At 73.1% G+C, this 15,637-nt stretch carries 14 protein-coding genes; 7 read left to right on the top strand and 7 right to left on the bottom strand.

Features of this window, described 5'->3' with window-relative positions:
* Positions 1-147: 147 nt before the first annotated feature.
* From IAG44_RS06525 to IAG44_RS06535, 3 genes are read right to left on the bottom strand one after another with little or no spacing between them, the layout of a single operon-like run.
* The gene (locus IAG44_RS06525; RefSeq protein ID WP_187746169.1) at positions 148-1,245 is read right to left on the bottom strand and encodes a hypothetical protein; all 1,098 of its coding nucleotides are present in this window, start codon (positions 1,243-1,245) and stop codon (positions 148-150) included.
* On the bottom strand, positions 1,242-4,094 hold the full coding sequence (locus IAG44_RS06530) for an AAA domain-containing protein (RefSeq protein ID WP_187746170.1): 2,853 nt from the start codon (positions 4,092-4,094) through the stop codon (positions 1,242-1,244). The genes IAG44_RS06525 and IAG44_RS06530 overlap by 4 nt, the downstream gene beginning before the upstream one ends.
* Positions 4,088-5,743 carry a phosphorylase family protein gene (locus IAG44_RS06535; RefSeq protein ID WP_187746171.1) on the bottom strand — a complete coding sequence of 552 codons (1,656 nt, stop codon included), beginning with the start codon at positions 5,741-5,743 and terminating at the stop codon, positions 4,088-4,090. The genes IAG44_RS06530 and IAG44_RS06535 overlap by 7 nt, the downstream gene beginning before the upstream one ends.
* Positions 5,744-5,997: 254 nt before the next feature.
* Between IAG44_RS06535 and IAG44_RS06540 the strand changes: the two genes are divergently transcribed.
* Genes IAG44_RS06540 through IAG44_RS06550 form a run of 3 tightly spaced genes read left to right on the top strand, consistent with a single transcriptional unit; the run spans position 5,998 to position 8,152 of the window.
* Positions 5,998-7,062, top strand: coding sequence for an aromatic ring-hydroxylating oxygenase subunit alpha (locus IAG44_RS06540; protein ID WP_187746172.1), 1,065 nt, complete (start codon positions 5,998-6,000; stop codon positions 7,060-7,062).
* Positions 7,059-7,217 carry a hypothetical protein gene (locus IAG44_RS06545; RefSeq protein WP_187746173.1) on the top strand — a complete coding sequence of 53 codons (159 nt, stop codon included), beginning with the start codon at positions 7,059-7,061 and terminating at the stop codon, positions 7,215-7,217. The genes IAG44_RS06540 and IAG44_RS06545 overlap by 4 nt, the downstream gene beginning before the upstream one ends.
* Positions 7,214-8,152, top strand: a complete 939-nt coding sequence (locus IAG44_RS06550) for a PDR/VanB family oxidoreductase (protein ID WP_187746174.1) — start codon at positions 7,214-7,216, stop codon at positions 8,150-8,152. Before IAG44_RS06545 ends, IAG44_RS06550 begins: the two co-directional genes overlap by 4 nt.
* Positions 8,153-8,423: 271 nt before the next feature.
* Here IAG44_RS06550 and IAG44_RS06555 read toward each other — a convergent pair whose 3' ends face one another.
* Entirely contained in the window at positions 8,424-9,098 is a 675-nt protein-coding gene (locus tag IAG44_RS06555) for an MmyB family transcriptional regulator (protein ID WP_187746175.1), read from the bottom strand.
* A gap of 223 nt (positions 9,099-9,321) precedes the next feature.
* Between IAG44_RS06555 and IAG44_RS06560 the strand changes: the two genes are divergently transcribed.
* The 3 genes from IAG44_RS06560 to IAG44_RS06570 all read left to right on the top strand — a co-directional run bounded on the left by IAG44_RS06560 (position 9,322) and on the right by IAG44_RS06570 (position 10,984).
* Complete coding sequence (locus IAG44_RS06560; RefSeq protein WP_187746176.1) at positions 9,322-9,969, top strand: helix-turn-helix domain-containing protein; 648 nt, start codon at positions 9,322-9,324, stop codon at positions 9,967-9,969.
* 32 nt (positions 9,970-10,001) lie between these two features.
* Positions 10,002-10,529 carry a toxin-antitoxin system, toxin component gene (locus tag IAG44_RS06565; RefSeq protein ID WP_187752540.1) on the top strand — a complete coding sequence of 176 codons (528 nt, stop codon included), beginning with the start codon at positions 10,002-10,004 and terminating at the stop codon, positions 10,527-10,529.
* A gap of 245 nt (positions 10,530-10,774) precedes the next feature.
* Positions 10,775-10,984 carry a hypothetical protein gene (locus tag IAG44_RS06570; RefSeq protein ID WP_187746177.1) on the top strand — a complete coding sequence of 70 codons (210 nt, stop codon included), beginning with the start codon at positions 10,775-10,777 and terminating at the stop codon, positions 10,982-10,984.
* A 25-nt stretch (positions 10,985-11,009) separates the two neighbouring features.
* Here IAG44_RS06570 and IAG44_RS06575 read toward each other — a convergent pair whose 3' ends face one another.
* Together IAG44_RS06575 and IAG44_RS06580 are read right to left on the bottom strand one after the other, a co-directional pair.
* On the bottom strand, positions 11,010-11,696 hold the full coding sequence (locus IAG44_RS06575; RefSeq protein WP_187746178.1) for a 4'-phosphopantetheinyl transferase family protein: 687 nt from the start codon (positions 11,694-11,696) through the stop codon (positions 11,010-11,012).
* Positions 11,693-12,571 (bottom strand): metallophosphoesterase family protein, encoded by an 879-nt coding sequence (locus tag IAG44_RS06580; RefSeq protein WP_187752541.1) that lies wholly within the window; start codon positions 12,569-12,571, stop codon positions 11,693-11,695. Before IAG44_RS06580 ends, IAG44_RS06575 begins: the two co-directional genes overlap by 4 nt.
* A 279-nt stretch (positions 12,572-12,850) precedes the next feature.
* On the opposite strand from IAG44_RS06580, the gene IAG44_RS06585 reads away from it, so the two are divergent.
* Positions 12,851-13,993: an ATP-grasp domain-containing protein gene (locus IAG44_RS06585; RefSeq protein WP_187746179.1), complete on the top strand. Its 1,143-nt coding sequence runs from the start codon at positions 12,851-12,853 to the stop codon at positions 13,991-13,993.
* A 322-nt stretch (positions 13,994-14,315) separates the two neighbouring features.
* Here IAG44_RS06585 and IAG44_RS06590 read toward each other — a convergent pair whose 3' ends face one another.
* Complete coding sequence (locus tag IAG44_RS06590; protein WP_343075722.1) at positions 14,316-15,599, bottom strand: alpha-L-fucosidase; 1,284 nt, start codon at positions 15,597-15,599, stop codon at positions 14,316-14,318.
* Between the last annotated feature and the right edge of the window lie 38 nt (positions 15,600-15,637).

Here is a 15,637-nt window from a genome sequence, read left to right on the forward strand (position 1 = left end):
CAGGGGCAACTCCGTGTGGTCGTTCACGCTATTCCCGTAGGACAGTCGGCGTGTCTGATTTCCATAAGAGCGTGGCGAATTAGTTGCGGGGGGTTCGATTCGAAATCGAGCAGCGATTAGTTGTGTTCTTTTCTCGATTTCCGGTGACTATTTCTGACCGGGTCGGACGTCCAGGAGCGAGGCGAGCCGGGATTCCTGCGCGCTCAGTGCCTCGGGGGTGCGGGGGCGGGCCGCGCGGAAGGCGTCCATGCGGCGCTCCAGTTCGCGGCGGCGGGCGCCGGGGTCCGCGCACCAGAGCTGGAAGAAGCCGCCGGAGCGCAGGACGACGACGGAGCCGAGGGCGGGGAGGTCGCCGGTGAGGCCGTCCCCGGCGGGGCCGGCGCCCGTGAAGTCGTCCTCCGCGAGGCGCACGCGGTGCATGCCGTCGGGGTCGCGGTGGGGCGGGTGGGCGGCGAGGCCGCGGCGGCTCAGCCAGCGCCCTGCCTCCTCCTCGAACGCCTTGCGGGCCCGGCGGCCCGCGTCGGCGAGGGCGCTCAGGCAGGCGGGCGAGCGGTCCAGGGCCCGGCTGAGGACGGGGTCGGGTTCGCCCCGGCGGGGGCGGGTGCAGACGAGGTGGCGGGCGTCCCCGGTGCGCACGACGTGGGCGAGCAGGTACTCGACGTCCCAGGTCAGGGCCTTCGGGTCGGCGACGCCGGGTTCCGCGAGGGCGTGCGCGGCCTCCGGGCGGAACGGGTCGGGGGCCAGCAGGGGCGGGGGCGACGTCCAGGTGTCGAGGGGCGCGGGTCCCGCCGGGCCCTTCTCGGCGTGGCCCTCGGCCAGCGGGGTGCCGGTCCAGGCGTCGAAGTACACGACGCGGCGGTCGCCGAGCTTCACCGTGTACATCTCGCCGTCCGCCAGGGAGCGCCGGCCCAGGTCGGTGAGGGTCAGCCGGCCCCGGTCCTCGGTGAGATGGCCGACGGCCCTGAGGTAGGCGAGGGCCTGGCGGGTCAGCGCCGGGTCCAGGGCGAGGAACGTGGCCAGCTCGTCGGGCGTGGTGAGGCCGGCCTCCTCGACGCCGCGGCTCAGGTAGCGGTCGACGAGCTGGTAGGGCTCGGCCGTGGTGACCCTCGCCTCGACCTCCACCCGCCATACGGGCAGCAGGAGTTGGTGCACCGACTCGGGGGCGGCGCGCAGCTGGAACGCCGCGTGCTCGACCGCGCGGGCGGGCGGGAAGCCGAGGGGGTTGCTGCGGGGACGGGGGATCATGCCGTGCGGGCTCCCAGACGTGCTTGCAGGTCGCGCGACGGCAGTGACTCGCCGACCGTCGCGGTGTGGTCGCGCAGGGCGCGGGCCAAGGCGCGGAACCCGTCGTCCGTGGCCCGGGTGAGGGTGTCGAAGTCCCCGACGAGGACCAGGCGGCGCCGGGCGCGGGTGAACGCGACGTTGGCGCGCCGCAGTTCGTCCAGGAAGCCGACCGTGCCGGCCGGGTTGCTGCGGGTGAACCCGTAGAGGACCACGTCGCGTTCGCCGCCCTGGAACGAGTCGACGGTCGCGATGTCGCCCCGGCCCGGCGGCAGGTCCCTCAAGTGGTTGCGGATCAGGGCGGCTTGGGCCCGGTAGGGCACGATGACCGCCCACTCCTCGTCGTCCGCCGTGCAGCGGCGGGCCAGCGCGGCGAGCAGCGCGGCCTCGGCCCGGTTGATCCGGCCCTGCGGGGTGCCGCCCTCGGCGCGTTCGGCCGGGGGGAGGTCGCAGGTGTCGACGAGGACGAGGGGGGTGCGGAACAGGGGGTGAGGGGTGGGGAGTTGGGTGACGCGCGGATCCGTGCTCCTGCGCGCGCCGGGGATCTCCGGACTGTCCGGGCCGTTCTCGGTGAGCAACTGCCCGTCGTAGAACGCCTTCGAGCAGAAGTCGGCGATCTCGCGGGGCATGCGGCGCTGGGTGCGCAGGTGGGCGACGGCCGTGTCCGGAAGGTGTTCCTGGAGGAGTTCGAGGACGCTGCGGACGGCCGACTCGGCGGCCTGCGGGCCGTGTTCGGCGCCGATCCGGGCCACCGTCTCCTCGTCGGCGTAGGGCGGGAGCTGGCGGTGGTCGCCGACGAGGACGGCGCGCCGGGCGCGGACCAGCGGGACGAGCGCGTCGGCGGTGGTGATCTGCCCGGCCTCGTCGAGGACGGCGAGGTCGAAGTCGACGCCGGTCAGCAGCGCGGGTCCGGCGGCGCCGCTGCTGGTGGCGCCCACGACATGGGCGTACCGCACGAGTTCGGCGTGCAGTCGGCTCCCGGCCGCGCGGACGTCGTCCCGCCACTCGGCGAGCAGGGCGCGGCGGGCGGCGAGGAGGGGGTGGGCGGTGCGGGCCCAGCGGGCGAAGGCGTACAGGTCGGCGGGGGCGTCGCCGACCGGCGCGAGGAGGGCGCGGCAGGGTGCCTCGACGTACTCGGCCTCCTTGCGGCACCGGGTCACCTCCCGGGCGGCGCGGTCGACGTCCGCGCGGCGTTCACGGACGGCGGGGTGGTCGCGGGTCGCCTCGTCGAGGGCGCCCTCGGCGGCACGCCGGTCCCGTTCGGCCTGCTCGACGGCCTCGCCGTACACCGCCAACGCCTTGTCCGCGCGCCGGAGTCGGCGGTCCCGCCACCAGCCGGGGGGCTGCTCGCTCAGCCGGGCCCGGCGCTCGGCCGTGCGGGCGCTGCGGTCGAGGGTGCGGCGCAGGCGTTCGGCGGTGCGGTCGAGGCGTGTCTGCGCGGGGCCCGCGACTCCGCGGCGGGCCTCCGCGAGGGCGGCCTCGGCGTCCCGGCGGCGCTCCTGGGCCGTCTCCAGGGCGCCGACGGCGTCGTACAGGGCCTTGGGCCGGTGTTCGGCGCCGGGGCCGCACGCGGTGTGGGCGGCGAGGCGGGCGCCGACCCGGTCCAGGACGCCCTGGCGCAGGTCGGCGGCGCGGTGGTCGAGGAGGAGGTGGCGGGCGGCCGGGTCGACGCGGTGCTCGGCGCCGACGCGCAGCACCACGAGGCCGGCGGGGAGGCGAGTGAGGACGTTGTCGACGGCCGTGTTGCTGTGCGCGGTGACCAGGACGCGCTCGCCCGACTTCGCGGCCTCCTGGGCGAGTTGGGTGATGACGGTGGTCTTTCCGGTGCCGGGCGGGCCGATGATCGCCGCGAGGTCGTCGGCGGCGAGGGCGGTGTGCAGGGCGGCGCTCTGCCACCGGTCGAGCGCGGGGGCGTCCGGCTGCCGTCTCGGTGACGTGCGGGGTGTCCGGGTGCCCGTGAGGATCGGCAGGAGGCGGGGGTTGCGGGCGTGGCCGTCGCGCAGGGCGGTGAGGGCGTCGGTGCGGCGGGCGTGCACGACCGTGTTCTCCACGCGCTCCAACTCGCCCTGTTTCGGCAGGCGTTGCCAGTCGACGGGCCGCTCCAGGGCCAGCGTCAGCCGTGCGGCGCGCTGGTCCACCGCCACGACCTGGCCGCGTACGGACGCCTCGCCCCGCACCCTCAGGACCTCGTCCTCGGCGGGCGTCGCGCGACCGTGCAGGACGAACGTGTACGTGGCGTGCCGGTCCGTCGGCTGGACGTCCCGGTAGGTGAACGGCCGTGCCGCCGCGGCCCGTTCGCGCTGCACCTCGTGCTCGGTGTCGACGGCCTTGGTCAGCAGGTCGAGCCGGCGGGCCTCCCGTCCGTCCGGGTCGCGGTGGCCCTTGGTGGCCGACTCCTTGCGCAGCAGCTCCCATTCGGCGCGCAACAGGTCCCAGTGGGTGTGCGTCGAGACGGCGGCGGTGTGGCGGATCGTCCACGCGGTGGGGCGCAGGAGGAGGCAGCCGCGGGCCAGGCGGTGGTGGTCGTCGAAGCGCAGGGCGGTGACCGTGCGGACCTGGTAGGCGCGGGCGTCCGGGGCGGGGACGAGGAGGGCGAGCCAGCCGCGTCCGTACAGGGCCAGCGCCTGCTGGCGGCGGCCGGGTGGGGGGAAGGTCGCGGGGACGGACTCCCGTGCGGACAGGTCGGTTTCGAGTTCTTCGACGCTGCTCGGGAGGTGGGGGTGGTCGCGGCGCAGGCGGGTGAGGACGCCGTCCAGGGAGCGGGCGGGGATCAGGGTGAGGGGGGTGGGCAGGTCGAGGGTGCGGGTCAGCATGGGGTGGGGTTCTCGGTGAGGGTGGCGGATCGGCGGAGGTGGGCGGCCAGGTCGAGGGCGGTGAAGCGGGCTGCGGGGATGGGGTTGAGGGCTGCGCGCAGGATGTCGTCCAGGGGGTCGGGGGCGTGCTGGAGGAAGGTGCGCAGGGGGAGGGGGTAGGGGCGGTCGGGAATTGCGCCGGTGAGCAACTGGTAGGTGAGGGAAGCGAGTTGATAGATGTCGGCGGGCGGGCCGATCAGGTCGGGGCGGTAGGAGGTGCACTCCTGTTCGGGGGCGCGGTGGGCGGGGTGGCCCTCGCCGGGGTGTGGGGCGTGGAAGGCGGATCCGAGGTCGCGCAGCCACAGCCAGGTCCCGTCGTGCAGGACGGTCTGCGGGGAGAGGCAGCGGTGTGCGTGGCCCTCCCGGTGCAGGACGTCGAGGGATTCGGCGAGGGACGCGCAGCCCAGCAGGGTCCGGCTCATCGCGCTGCCGGGCACGGGCCCCGTCCTGCGCACGTCGGCCAGAGCGACCGCCGGCCTCTGCGACGGCTTCGACGCGGGCCACCACAGGGCGAGCAGTGCGGTGTCCGCTCTCAGCTCGTAGGCGTGGCGATGCGGCAGACGCGGGCTCCCCATGGTTCCCGCCAGGAACTCGAACTCCCGCCGCAGCGCCTCCCGTCGTTCTCCCGGGGTGTCGACCCGCCGCACCCACACATGATCCGCCCTCCGCCGGCTCGCCGGAACCGCCAGCAGCGCCCTCCCCCAGTACTCGCCCTCCTCCCCCTGCCCCACCAGCCCGTCCTCCAACAGGAATTCCATGCCGCCGACCTCCACCACGGCCCCGGCCCGCCATCCGCGCGGCGCCTCGGCAGGCACTTCGACGACCTCGGGGGCGTCCGTCTCCTCCTCGTCGTCCCGCAGTTCCCGGACGACCTCCAGTGCGAACGCCGCCGCGTTGCGGGCCGCTGTCTCCCGGCCCCGGTCGGTCCGGTCGGTGATCCCCCGGACCGTCAGTGCGGGCCATCCCCGGTGCATGTGCGCGGCCTGGGCCATGCCCGCGCTCTCGGTCTCTAGGGCCACGGCGTCCTCGTACGTCCGGCGCAGCCGTTCCCGGTAGGCGGACTCCTGGTGGGCGGACCCTTGATGGGCGGCCCCCTCCCCCTCAAGTACCACCTCACCGGCGGCGACCGGCTTGAAGTGGACGGGCGGGGCGCCGGGGACGCGGCGCCAGCGGCGGTGCGCGGCGGCGGCCGTCTGCCGTACCTCGTGGGAGAGTTGCCAGGACTCGGGCCGGGCGTGGAAGCCGCCGCCGGTGTCCTTGCCGCCGTGCACCCCGTACACCTTGGTGGCTACGACGACGTCCCCGACCGCCACGCCTTCCTTGAGCCCGCCCGCGACGCCGACGAACATCACCAGGCGGGGTCTGAACCGTTCGACGGCGTGGGTGGCGACGACCGCCGCGCCCCCGTTGCCGGTGCCGATCTCCGCGAGCGCGATCCGCCAGGGCGTCCCGTCGAGCCAGCCGAGCCGGTACAGGGTGCCGATGCCGTCGCGGGCGCGGCTCGCCCGGTCCCCCGCCAACAGGCTTTCCACCGCGTCGAATTCGAGATCCGAAGCGGTGAGGACGACGGCCGTCGGACCGTCGTCCTCCTTTTCTCGCGCAGCGCTCACGCGTGCCACTTTAGCGACGGGGAACGGGCGGCCCGTGGGGAATTCGGCAATCCTCGGGGCGGGGTGGAATTCGAACGGATTTTTCGGCGCCGGCCGGGCCCCGACTTCGCGTCCCGCCCTTTTCGGCCGCCCGCCGTTTCCCGGCCCGCGGCCTTGGACGTGACAGAAGATCCTTCCGTCTCACGGAAGGACCGTTGCGGGAGAGCACACCGCTGACGACGATGGCGGCAGGACCGAGAGACGGGAAGCCCACGATGCCGCACATCACCGCCTTCGCCAGGAACCAGTGGTATGTCACGGCCTACAGTCACGAGGTCGGCCGCGAACTCCTCGGCCGCACGGTGCTCGGGGAGCCGATCGTGCTGTACCGGAGCGAGGAGGACGGGACGCCGGTCGCGCTGCACGACCGCTGCGTGCACCGCCGCTACCCGCTCTCCGCGAGCGGCCTCGACGGCGACCGGATCGTGTGCGGCTACCACGGCTTCACCTACGACCGGAGCGGGACGTGCGTGTACGTGCCGGGGCAGAAGCGGGTGCCGAGGACCGCGCGCGTCGCGTCGTACCCGGTGGTGGAGCAGGACTCGCTGGTGTGGGTGTGGATCGGGGACCCGGCGCTCGCCGACCCGGCGGTGATCCCGCGCGCCCGCCACCTCGACGCGCCGGGCTGGACGACCATCCGCGGCATGGAGCCGATCGACGCCGACTACGGCCTGCTCGTGGACAACCTCCTCGACCTGTCGCACGAGACGTATCTGCACGGCGGCTACATCGGCACGCCCGAGGTGGCGGAGACGCCGATCACCACGGAGGTCGACGAGGGGGCCGGGATCGTCCGGGTCAGCCGGCACATGGACGACGCCGCGTGCCCGCCGTTCTACTCCCGTTCGACAGGCATCGAGGGCCGCATCATGCGCTGGCAGGACATCGAGTACCACGCGCCGTGCCTCTACCTGCTGCACAGCCGCGTCGCCCCGGTCGGTGTGGTCCCGGAGGCGGACGGCAGCGATCCGCACGGCTTCCACACGGAGATCACGTACGCGATCACCCCGTCCGGGGACGGCAAGGTGTACGACTTCTGGATGGTGTCGCGGGACTGGGCGACGGACGACGAGGAGGTCACCGAGTTCCTGCGCGGCAACAACCACACGGTCGTCCTGCAGGACGTCGACGCCCTCAACCTCCTTCAGCGCACGCTGGGTTCGGAGCGCGACGGCTACCAGGAGCTGAGCATCAACATCGACACCGGGGGCCTGGCCGCGCGCCGGATCCTGGCCCGGCTGGTGGAGGAGGGCGACAAGCCGGTGGAGCGGGCGCTGTGACCGGCGAGGTCTACCGCGTGGACTGGCTCCCGGGCACGGACGTCCTGCACGGCACCTGCCACTGCGGGCGTGAGCACACGGCGCAGGATCCGGTCGAGATGTGGGAGTGGATGCTGTCGCATCCGCGCGGACACGAGAAGGAGAACGGCACGTGACGGTGTACGAGGCCGAGTTGATGGTCCATCAGCTCGACAGCCCCGCGGAGGACGTGCGTGTCCTCACCCTGCGCCATCCGCTCGGCGAGCCGCTGCCGGCCTGGGAGCCGGGCGCGCACGTCGACCTGGTCCTCGGGCCGGGTCTTGAGCGGCAGTACTCGCTGTGCGGCGATCCGGCGGACCGGTCCGAGTGGCGGATCGCCGTGCTGCGGGAGGTGGCAGGAAGGGGCGGATCGGCTTACGTGCACGGGGAGTTGGCGGCGGGCGACAAGGTGCGGGTACGCGGGCCGCGCAATCACTTCCCGCTGCTGCCGTCGCCGCGCTACCGGTTCGTCGCCGGGGGCATCGGCATCACACCGCTGCTGCCGATGCTGGCCGCCGCCGAGGCGTCCGGCGCCGAGTGGACACTGCTGTACGGCGGGCGTTCCCGGCGGTCGATGGCGTTCACCGGGGAGCTCGAGAAGTACGGGGAGCGGGTGACCGTCGCGCCGCAGGACGAGACCGGGTCGCTGCTCGAACTCGGGCCGGTGCTGGACGAGTTGCCCGGGGACACGCTCGTCTACTGCTGCGGTCCCGGGCCGTTGCTGGACGCGGTGGAGAGCCGGTGCCCGGCGGGTGCGCTGCACGTCGAGCGGTTCCAGCCCAAGGAGCAACCGGCGGGCGAGGGACGGGAGTTCGAGGTCGTCCTGGAGCGCAGCGGGCTCACCGTGACCGTCGGGGCGGACGTGTCCGTGCTCGACGCGGTGCGCGCGGCCGGCGTCGACGCGCTGTTCTCGTGCACCGAGGGCACGTGCGGGACCTGCGAGACCGACGTCCTCGAAGGCGACATCGACCACCGCGACTCGGTCCTCACCCAGGAGGAACAGGAGGCCGGCGAGTCGATGATGATCTGCGTCTCCCGCTGCAAGGGGAAGCGGTTGGTGCTGGACCTCTGAGCGGTCGGCGCCGGCCGCTGAGCAGTCGGCGCCGGGCCGCCGAGCGGTTGCTGCTGGGCCCCTTCGAGCCCCCGCAGGACCACCGCGGCCCCACGGGAACCCCGCACGGCGAGCAGCCCCGTAGGCGGACCCCGGCGCCGGCCTGCGCGGCGAGCAGCCCGCCACTGAGGCGAGCAGCCCCGCCGCTGACGGGTCGGCGTCCGGCCCCGCCGCGAGCAACCCCGGCGTCGGCGGGCCTCGGTTTCCGGCCCGCCCCCGCTCCCCCGCCCCGTCAGCCCTCCGGTGTCGGGACCACCGTCAGATGCCCCGTCGCGCGCCGCGTCCTGCCCCCCGCGCGGCGCGGCGCGTGGCGGACCCGGCGGGGCTCGCGCAGGACGAGGGTGAGGCGGGAGCAGCCCATGTCCTGGAGGGCGCGGGGCGCCTCGGTGACGATGCGGCAGTCGACGGCGCCCCAGCGCGGGTCGGGGTGCAGGAGGGGACGGACGGCGCCGTCGAGGGCGCTGGCCTCGGGGCCGACGGCGTGGATCCAGCGCGGCAGGCCGTGCCGGTAGGCGGCCTCCATGATCGGGTCCTGGGCGATCTCCCGCCGGATCGCCTGGAGTTCACGGTCGTCGGGGTCCTGTTCCAGGGCCGCCGCGAACTGTGCGAGCAGCGGCAGGCACCAGCGGGACTCGTGGTCGCCGAGGACCGTCGAGGCGTCCGGGTGGAAGAGGACGAAGCGCAGGAAGTTGTCGTCGGGCATGGCGGTCGGATGCGGACCGATCCCGGCGAAAAGTGTCCGGAAAGCGGTGTTCGCGATGACCGCGTCCCAGCGCCGGTCGAGCACGACGGACGGGAAGGAGACCGCGTCGAGGAGCGCGGCGTAGTCCTGGAGATAGGCGTGGGCCTCGGGCCCCTCGGGGAAGGGCCGCGATTCGGACCGCTGCCCACCTGCCCTGTATGTCATCGGGAGGTCACCCCTCTTGCCTGATGCGGCCGTCTCGCGGCGCCCTGATCCTGTGTCCGGAGCACTCACCGTGTCAACTATCGTGGCATTCCGCGTTGGTTGACGGCTGAAATTGGCCACAGTTGTGGCGAGACCTGGATGTGAGTTCGAAAAACCGGTTACCCTCCGGGCAGTTGACCGTGACTCCCGGTATGGAATGCGAGAGATGTAGGAGACCTGTTCGGTGACGGATGGCTACGAGGTCGCGGGCGGCCCGGCGACGGCTTCGCTGTCGGCCCTCGTCGCCCGTGTCACCGCGCTCGCCGACCGGCTCGGCGTACCGCACGGGCAGGTCTTCGACGTCCCCCGGCTGTCGGTGTCGTCCGGCGTGCCCGAGCCCGTCGTCAAGGCGCTGCTCGGCGGACGCCCGGCCGGTGAGCCCGACGTGCAGGCCCGGTTCCTCCAGCGGCTGGGGCTGCTGCGGCGCACCCGGCTCAAGCCGAACGGCCGCAAGTACACGCAGCAGGAGATCGCGGACGGCGCGGGGATGTCCCGCCAGCAGGCGGGCGCGCTGATCAACGGCGACCGGCGGCCAACGATGGAGCACTGCGACGCCATCCAGCGCTTCTTCCGCGTCCACGCGGGCTTCCTGACGGCGGAGGACCCCGAGGCGCTGGCGAGCGTCCTGCTCCACACCGAACAGGAGCTGCTGCAGCAGCTCGCCGCGCGGGAGGCGGCGTCGGCGGCGGACCCGCTGGAGCGGCTGCTCCAGGACCACGGGGTGCGCCAGATCGCCTGGCGCGCCGCCCAACTCCCCACGGACCAGCACCGGGACAAGGTCGCCGAGTGGCTGGACATGCTGTTGGAGAGCGTCAAGCGACCCGAGTCGTGAACCTGCGGAGGGCGGTGGGCATGAACCGGCGGATGCGGCGGCTGTGCGGCGAACTCGTCGCCGGCCTCACCCTCGACGCGCCCGCCGCGCCCGGGGACCTGTACGCGGCGCTGTGCGCCGGGATGAGCCGCCGGCGCGGCCGGCCCGTGCACTTCCGTACGGCCGCGTTCCCCGTGGACACCGCGAGCGGATTATGGCTGGACATGAACGATCAGGACCTCGTCGTGATCGAGGAACGGACAGCGCCCGATCACCAACTGGTCATCCTCGGACATGAGCTGTGGCACATGAGCGCCGGGCACCGGGGCCACCCCGTCGAGGGCGCGGTGGCCGCCGCGCGCCTGCTGTACGACGGCGCCGACCTCCAGGAGACGGTACGCCGCGTCGCCGCGCGCACGCGCTTCGACGAGGCGGACGAGCGCGAGGCGGAGACGTTCGGCCTGCTGCTCGCGAGCCGGTGCCGGGGGCTGCTCGCGGGCGCGCCGGAGAAGGGCCAGCGGGACCGGCTGGCGGGACGGATCGAGGCGTCGCTGGGGTATCTGGGGCAGGGCGACAAGTAAGTGCCGTGAGGTGACTGTGTGTCCGGAATCACTGCCCAAAAACAGGGCCCCGGGCCTCTTTTGACGCTGGTTCAGCCGCCCGCCCCCACACTCCTCCCCCACACTCCCCCCGCCATGCAGGTGAACCGAAGCGCATCGCAACGGGGTTGAGGGCGATTGTCAGTGGCGCGGGGCAAGCTGGAGAGTGCGCCGTCGCTCCCACGGCGGCGCCCGTGAGCCGACGCCGAGCAGGGGAGAGCCGTCCGATGCCCACCACCGCCGTCCCGACCGATCGTGAACGCGCCGCCGTCCAGGCGTACTTGCGCCTGCTGAACACCGTCGCCGCCGCATACGACGGCGAGGTGCCCGTCGTCCCCGCGTCGGTGCTCGCCGAGGCCGAGGAGGCGCTGAGCGAGGCGGGCCTCACGGGCAACGAGGCCGAGTTCTTCCGCCTCGTCCGGGGGTGGTGCCCCTGAGGCGCCCCCGAAAGCGCCCCTGAGATCACCCCGTGTGCGGCACCGTGATCGCCGTCGCCAGCAGCCCGTCCCGGACGATCCAGTGCCCCTCGAAGCGCGTGACCTCCCGCCCGTCGACCACCGGGCCCGGCACCAGCAGCGTCGCCGAGAGGGTGCCGAAGGCGCTCTCCACGGGGGTGAGGACGATGTCCGCCTCGGAGAAGTCGAGCCACTTGGCGGTGAGCGGGAACCACGCCTTGTAGACCGACTCCTTGGCGCTGAACAGCAGCCGGTCCCAGTGGATCCCGGGGCGCTCGGCGGTGAGCGCGGCCAGCCGCTCGGTCTCCGAGGGCAGCGCGATCGCCGCCTGCACCCCCTCGGGCAGCGTGTCGTGGGGCTCCGCGTCGATCCCGAGGGACGCGAGGTCCGCCGTCCGCACCAGGGCCGCCGCGCAGTAGCCCGCGCAGTGGGTCATGCTGCCGCGCAGCCCCTCGGGCCAGCCGGGCGCGCCGCGTTCGCCGGGCAGGATCGGCCGGGGGGCGACCCCCAGCTTCTCCATCGCCTGGCGCGCGCAGGCCCGGACGGTGGCGAACTCCCGGCGCCGCTTGGCGACCGCCTTGGTGATCACCGCCAGCTCCTCGGGGTACAGCCCCGCCTCGGTCGCCGGGTCCGCGGCGGCGGCGCCGATCGCCTCCACCGCCACCACGGACGCCGGCAGCAGCCGCTCGATCACCGGCCCGCCCCCTTCGCCGCGCCGGACACCGGAGCCGGCAGGATCACCCGGGGCCGGCCCGGCGGCCGGTCCCGTTTCTTCCACTCCCGCGGATAGCCCACCGAGACCTCCTCGAAGCGCACCCCCTCGTGCCAGGTCGTGCGCGGGATGTGCAGGTGCCCGTACACCATCGCGGCCACCGGGTACCGGCGGTGCCAGTCCGCGGTCAGCGTCGTGCCGCACCACATCGCGAACTCCGGGTACCAGAGCACGTCGGTGGGGTGCCGGTCCAGCGGGTAGTGGTTGACGAAGACGACGGGCAGATCCGGCGGCAGCTCGGCCAGCCGCCGCTCGGTCAGCTCGACGCGCGCCCGGCACCACGCCTCACGGGTCGGGTAGGGGTCGGGGTGCAGCAGGTACTCGTCGTTGCAGACGACGCCCGTACCGTGCGCGTACTCCAGCCCCGCCGCCTTCGTCGCGCAGCCGGCGGGCAGGAACGAGTAGTCGTACAGCAGGAACAGCGGCACGACCACCACCGGGCCGCCCGCCCCCTCCCACACGGGGTAGGGGTCCTCGGGGGTGACGACGCCCAGGTCGCGGCAGAGCGCGACCACGTGCTCGTACCGCTCGACGCCGCGCAGCGTCACCGGGTCGGAGGGGTGGGTCCACAGCTCGTGGTTGCCCGGCACCCACACGACCTTGGCGAACCGGCTCGCGAGGGTCTTGAGGGTCCACCGGATGTCCGCGACGTTCTCGGAGACGTCGCCGGCGACCAGCAGCCAGTCGTCCTCGTGCTCCGGGTGCAACTCCTCGACCAGGGCCCGGTTCTCCGGATAGCCGATGTGCAGGTCGCTGATCGCCAGCAGTCGTCCGGCGTCACCGGCCGTCGTCGTCACCTCACGCCCCCGCTTCCTCAAATCCGCCTGGGTCACCACGACAACACATTCGGGGCGGCGCGACAAGGCCGGGCCGGCCGGCGTTCCGGCACGTGGACCGCGTGGTCCGGGAATCCGTAACACGCGTGTTGCACGGGGGACCCTCCGCAGGCCGTATGATCGCCCCAACACCACCGCCATGAACTTCCCTTCGCGCAGGGCGGTTTGGTGTCCCTCCATCTACCTGCCCGGGCCGGGCCTGCTTCGCCCTGCCCGCGAGCCCTGAAAGGCGGCCCTCGCATGGTCTCTCGCGTACGCGTCTGGCTCAACCGCACGTACGCGGAGAACGTCTTCTTCATGGATCAGCTGCGGAGAAATCCCAGCGACCGTGCCGTGGAGATCCATGCGACGCACGGCGACGCCGACTCCCCCGTCCTGGCCGCCGCCGACACCGCCGACCTGGAGCCCGAGGGCCTGTCCCCCGCCGCCTACGTCGAGTTCGCGCTCGACCAGTGCGCGCGCCGCTCCATCGACGTGTTCGTGCCGCGCCTGCACCAGGCGGCGATCGTCGCCCACCGCGCCGAGTTCGAGGCGGCCGGCACCGCGCTGCTGGCGCCGACGCCGCAGGCCGTGGCCGTCTTCGAGGACAAGATCGTGGCGTACGAGGCCGTGCGCGCGATCGGTGTCGGGGTGCCGCCGTGGTTCCGGGTCCGTAACGCGGAACAACTCGTCGCCGCTGTCGACGAGTTGGAGGCCGATGGGTACAAGGCGTGCTTCAAGCCGGCGTCCGGGGCGGGCGGGGTGGGCTTCCGCGTCGTGACGCGCGCCCCCTTCTCGCTCGTGCACCTCAGCGGATTTCCCTCCCCCTACGTGCCGTTGAACATGGTGACGGCCGCGCTGGAGGAGTCCGAGGAGGAGGTCGACTGGATCGTCATGCCGCGCCTCGAACAGCCCGAGGTGTCGGTGGACTGCCTCACCGGGCCCGACAACATCGTCCGCATGGCCATCGGGCGGACGAAGAACGGGCGCCGGCGCGGGTTCACGCTGCACGAGCAGTGGCTGGAGCCGGCCCGGCTGATCGCCGAGGGCTTCGGGCTGCACTACCTCTCCAACATCCAGTTCCGCATGTTCGGCGACGAGCCCGTCCTCATGGACGTCAACACGCGGCCCGCCGGCGGGCTGCACCAGCTGTCGCTGTGTGGCGTCAACGCCCCTTGGGCGGCGGTGCAGTTGGCGCTCGGCGAGGACCCGGGCGAGATCGTGCCGCCGTTCCTCGGGCAGGACTACACGGTCGTCTCCGGGCCGCGTCCGCTGCGCCCGGTGACGCTGCCGCAGCAGCGGGTCGACGAGCCGGTGCTCCCGGCGGTGCAGGCTCCGGCGACGGCGGTGCGGAGCGAGTCCGTGGAGACCCCGGTGGGCTCCGAGGCGGGCGCGCCCGCCTAGTGGTTCAGCATCAGTGCAGGTCACGGGCGTAAATGGCCCGGAAAAGACCTCGTCTCCCCCAGTCGTCGCGGCAGCCGCGAAAACTGGGGGAGATTTTTTTGTCCGGGGGTGTATCAGGGGGCGGGGTGGGGGCTCTTACTCATGTGGGCGCATGGGGCTCCATGGGGGAAGCACCGGCGTTTCCTGGGGGGAAGCACCACAGTTCCGCGGACCTCGCGGGGGACCGAACGGGGTACGGGAGGTCCGCGGAACGATCGGGGGATCGGGTCGGTCGGCCGCTGTCACGGGGAGCGACCGACCGACCCGAACGACGTGCGCGGCCTCAGAACCGGCCCGCCCCCCGGTACAGCTCCAGCTCCCCTTCCAACTCCACGGCCAGGACAGTCGCGTACGGATCCAGATCCGCCTCCTGAGGCCGGTCGATCCACAGCACGCCGACCGCGTCGTGCAGCCCGCCGACCACCCGGTGCCCGAGTTCCCGGCCCGACCCCAGCACCCGCACGCTCCGCACCCCGGTCGCGAGTCCGCGTACGCCGATCTCGGCGCGCGGCGCGTCGAAGAGGACCAGGTACAGGGTGCGCCGGTCGGCGGAGAGGGTGCTGGGCCCGTAGTGGTGGCCGGCCGGCAGCCCGCGCACGGTCCCGTACACGGCCGCCTCGTGCTTGCGGATCCACTCCCCCAGCCCTTCGAGCCGCTCGACCTGCGGCGCGGGGATCGTGCCGTCCTCCATCGGGCCGACGTCAAGGAGGAGGTTGCCGCCCCCGCCGATCGTCTCCGTGAAGTAACGGATCAGCTGGGCGAGGGACTTGTGGTTGTGGTCGTGGTGCTGGTAGCCCCACGAGTCGTTGATCGTCAGGCACAGCTCCCACGGCCCGTCCGGCGGGACGATCGGGGCGCCCTGCTCGGGCGTCGCGTAGTCGCCCTCGCCGAGCATGCGCGCGTTGAAGACGACGTCGGGGACGTACGAGCGGATCAGCGCGGCGAGTTCGGGGATGCGCCACTGTTCCTCGCTGCGGTCCCACTCGCCGTCGAACCACATCAGGTCGGGGCGGTAGCGGGACGCCAGCTCCCTGATCTGGCCGTCCCGGTAGGCGAGGAAGCGGTCCCACGCGGCCAGGTCCTCGTCCTCGGCGGCGCACTCCGAGTAGCGGTTGTCCTCCTGCTCCGGCGGGCGGCCGGGCTTGCGGGTGGACGCGTAGTCGGGGTGGCTCCAGTCGGAGTGCGAGTAGTAGAAGCCGACCTTGAGGTCCTTCTCGCGCAGCGCCTCGGCGTACCCGGTGAGGAAGTCCCGGTCCAGGCCGAGGTGTTTGTGTTCCGTGTCCCACATCGCGACGCCGTCGTGGTGCCGGCTGGTCAGCACGGCGTACTTGGCGCCGGCGCGGGCGAAGAGGTCGGCCCAGGCGCGGGGGTCGTACTTCGAGGCGGTGAACCGGTCGAGCTGGGACAGGTATTGCTCGTAGGGGACGATGTCGTCGTAGAACGACCAGGACTCCTGGACGCCGTCCACGGCGTAGATGCCCCAGTGGATGAAGATCCCCAACTTGGCGTCGGTGAACCAGGGTTGCATGGGCACGTCTGAACTCCTCGACCGGGTTGGGGACTTCACGAGTCACCGGGGGCCGGGCACCGCAGGGTGCCCGGCCC

The organism is Streptomyces roseirectus, from assembly GCF_014489635.1.
In the GTDB taxonomy this organism is placed as follows: Bacteria; Actinomycetota; Actinomycetes; order Streptomycetales; family Streptomycetaceae; genus Streptomyces; species Streptomyces roseirectus.

What these genes read in the sequence shown, in the direction of transcription:
- IAG44_RS06530 (WP_187746170.1), bottom strand. Translation starts at nt 4,094, where the DNA reads ATGCTGACCCGCACCCTCGACCTGCCCACCCCCCTCACCCTGATCCCC.
- IAG44_RS06540 (WP_187746172.1), top strand. Translation starts at nt 5,998, where the DNA reads ATGCCGCACATCACCGCCTTCGCCAGGAACCAGTGGTATGTCACGGCC.
- IAG44_RS06585 (WP_187746179.1), top strand. Translation starts at nt 12,851, where the DNA reads ATGGTCTCTCGCGTACGCGTCTGGCTCAACCGCACGTACGCGGAGAAC.
- IAG44_RS06525 (WP_187746169.1), bottom strand. Translation starts at nt 1,245, where the DNA reads ATGATCCCCCGTCCCCGCAGCAACCCCCTCGGCTTCCCGCCCGCCCGC.
- IAG44_RS06555 (WP_187746175.1), bottom strand. Translation starts at nt 9,098, where the DNA reads ATGACATACAGGGCAGGTGGGCAGCGGTCCGAATCGCGGCCCTTCCCC.
- IAG44_RS06565 (WP_187752540.1), top strand. Translation starts at nt 10,002, where the DNA reads ATGCGGCGGCTGTGCGGCGAACTCGTCGCCGGCCTCACCCTCGACGCG.
- IAG44_RS06570 (WP_187746177.1), top strand. Translation starts at nt 10,775, where the DNA reads ATGCCCACCACCGCCGTCCCGACCGATCGTGAACGCGCCGCCGTCCAG.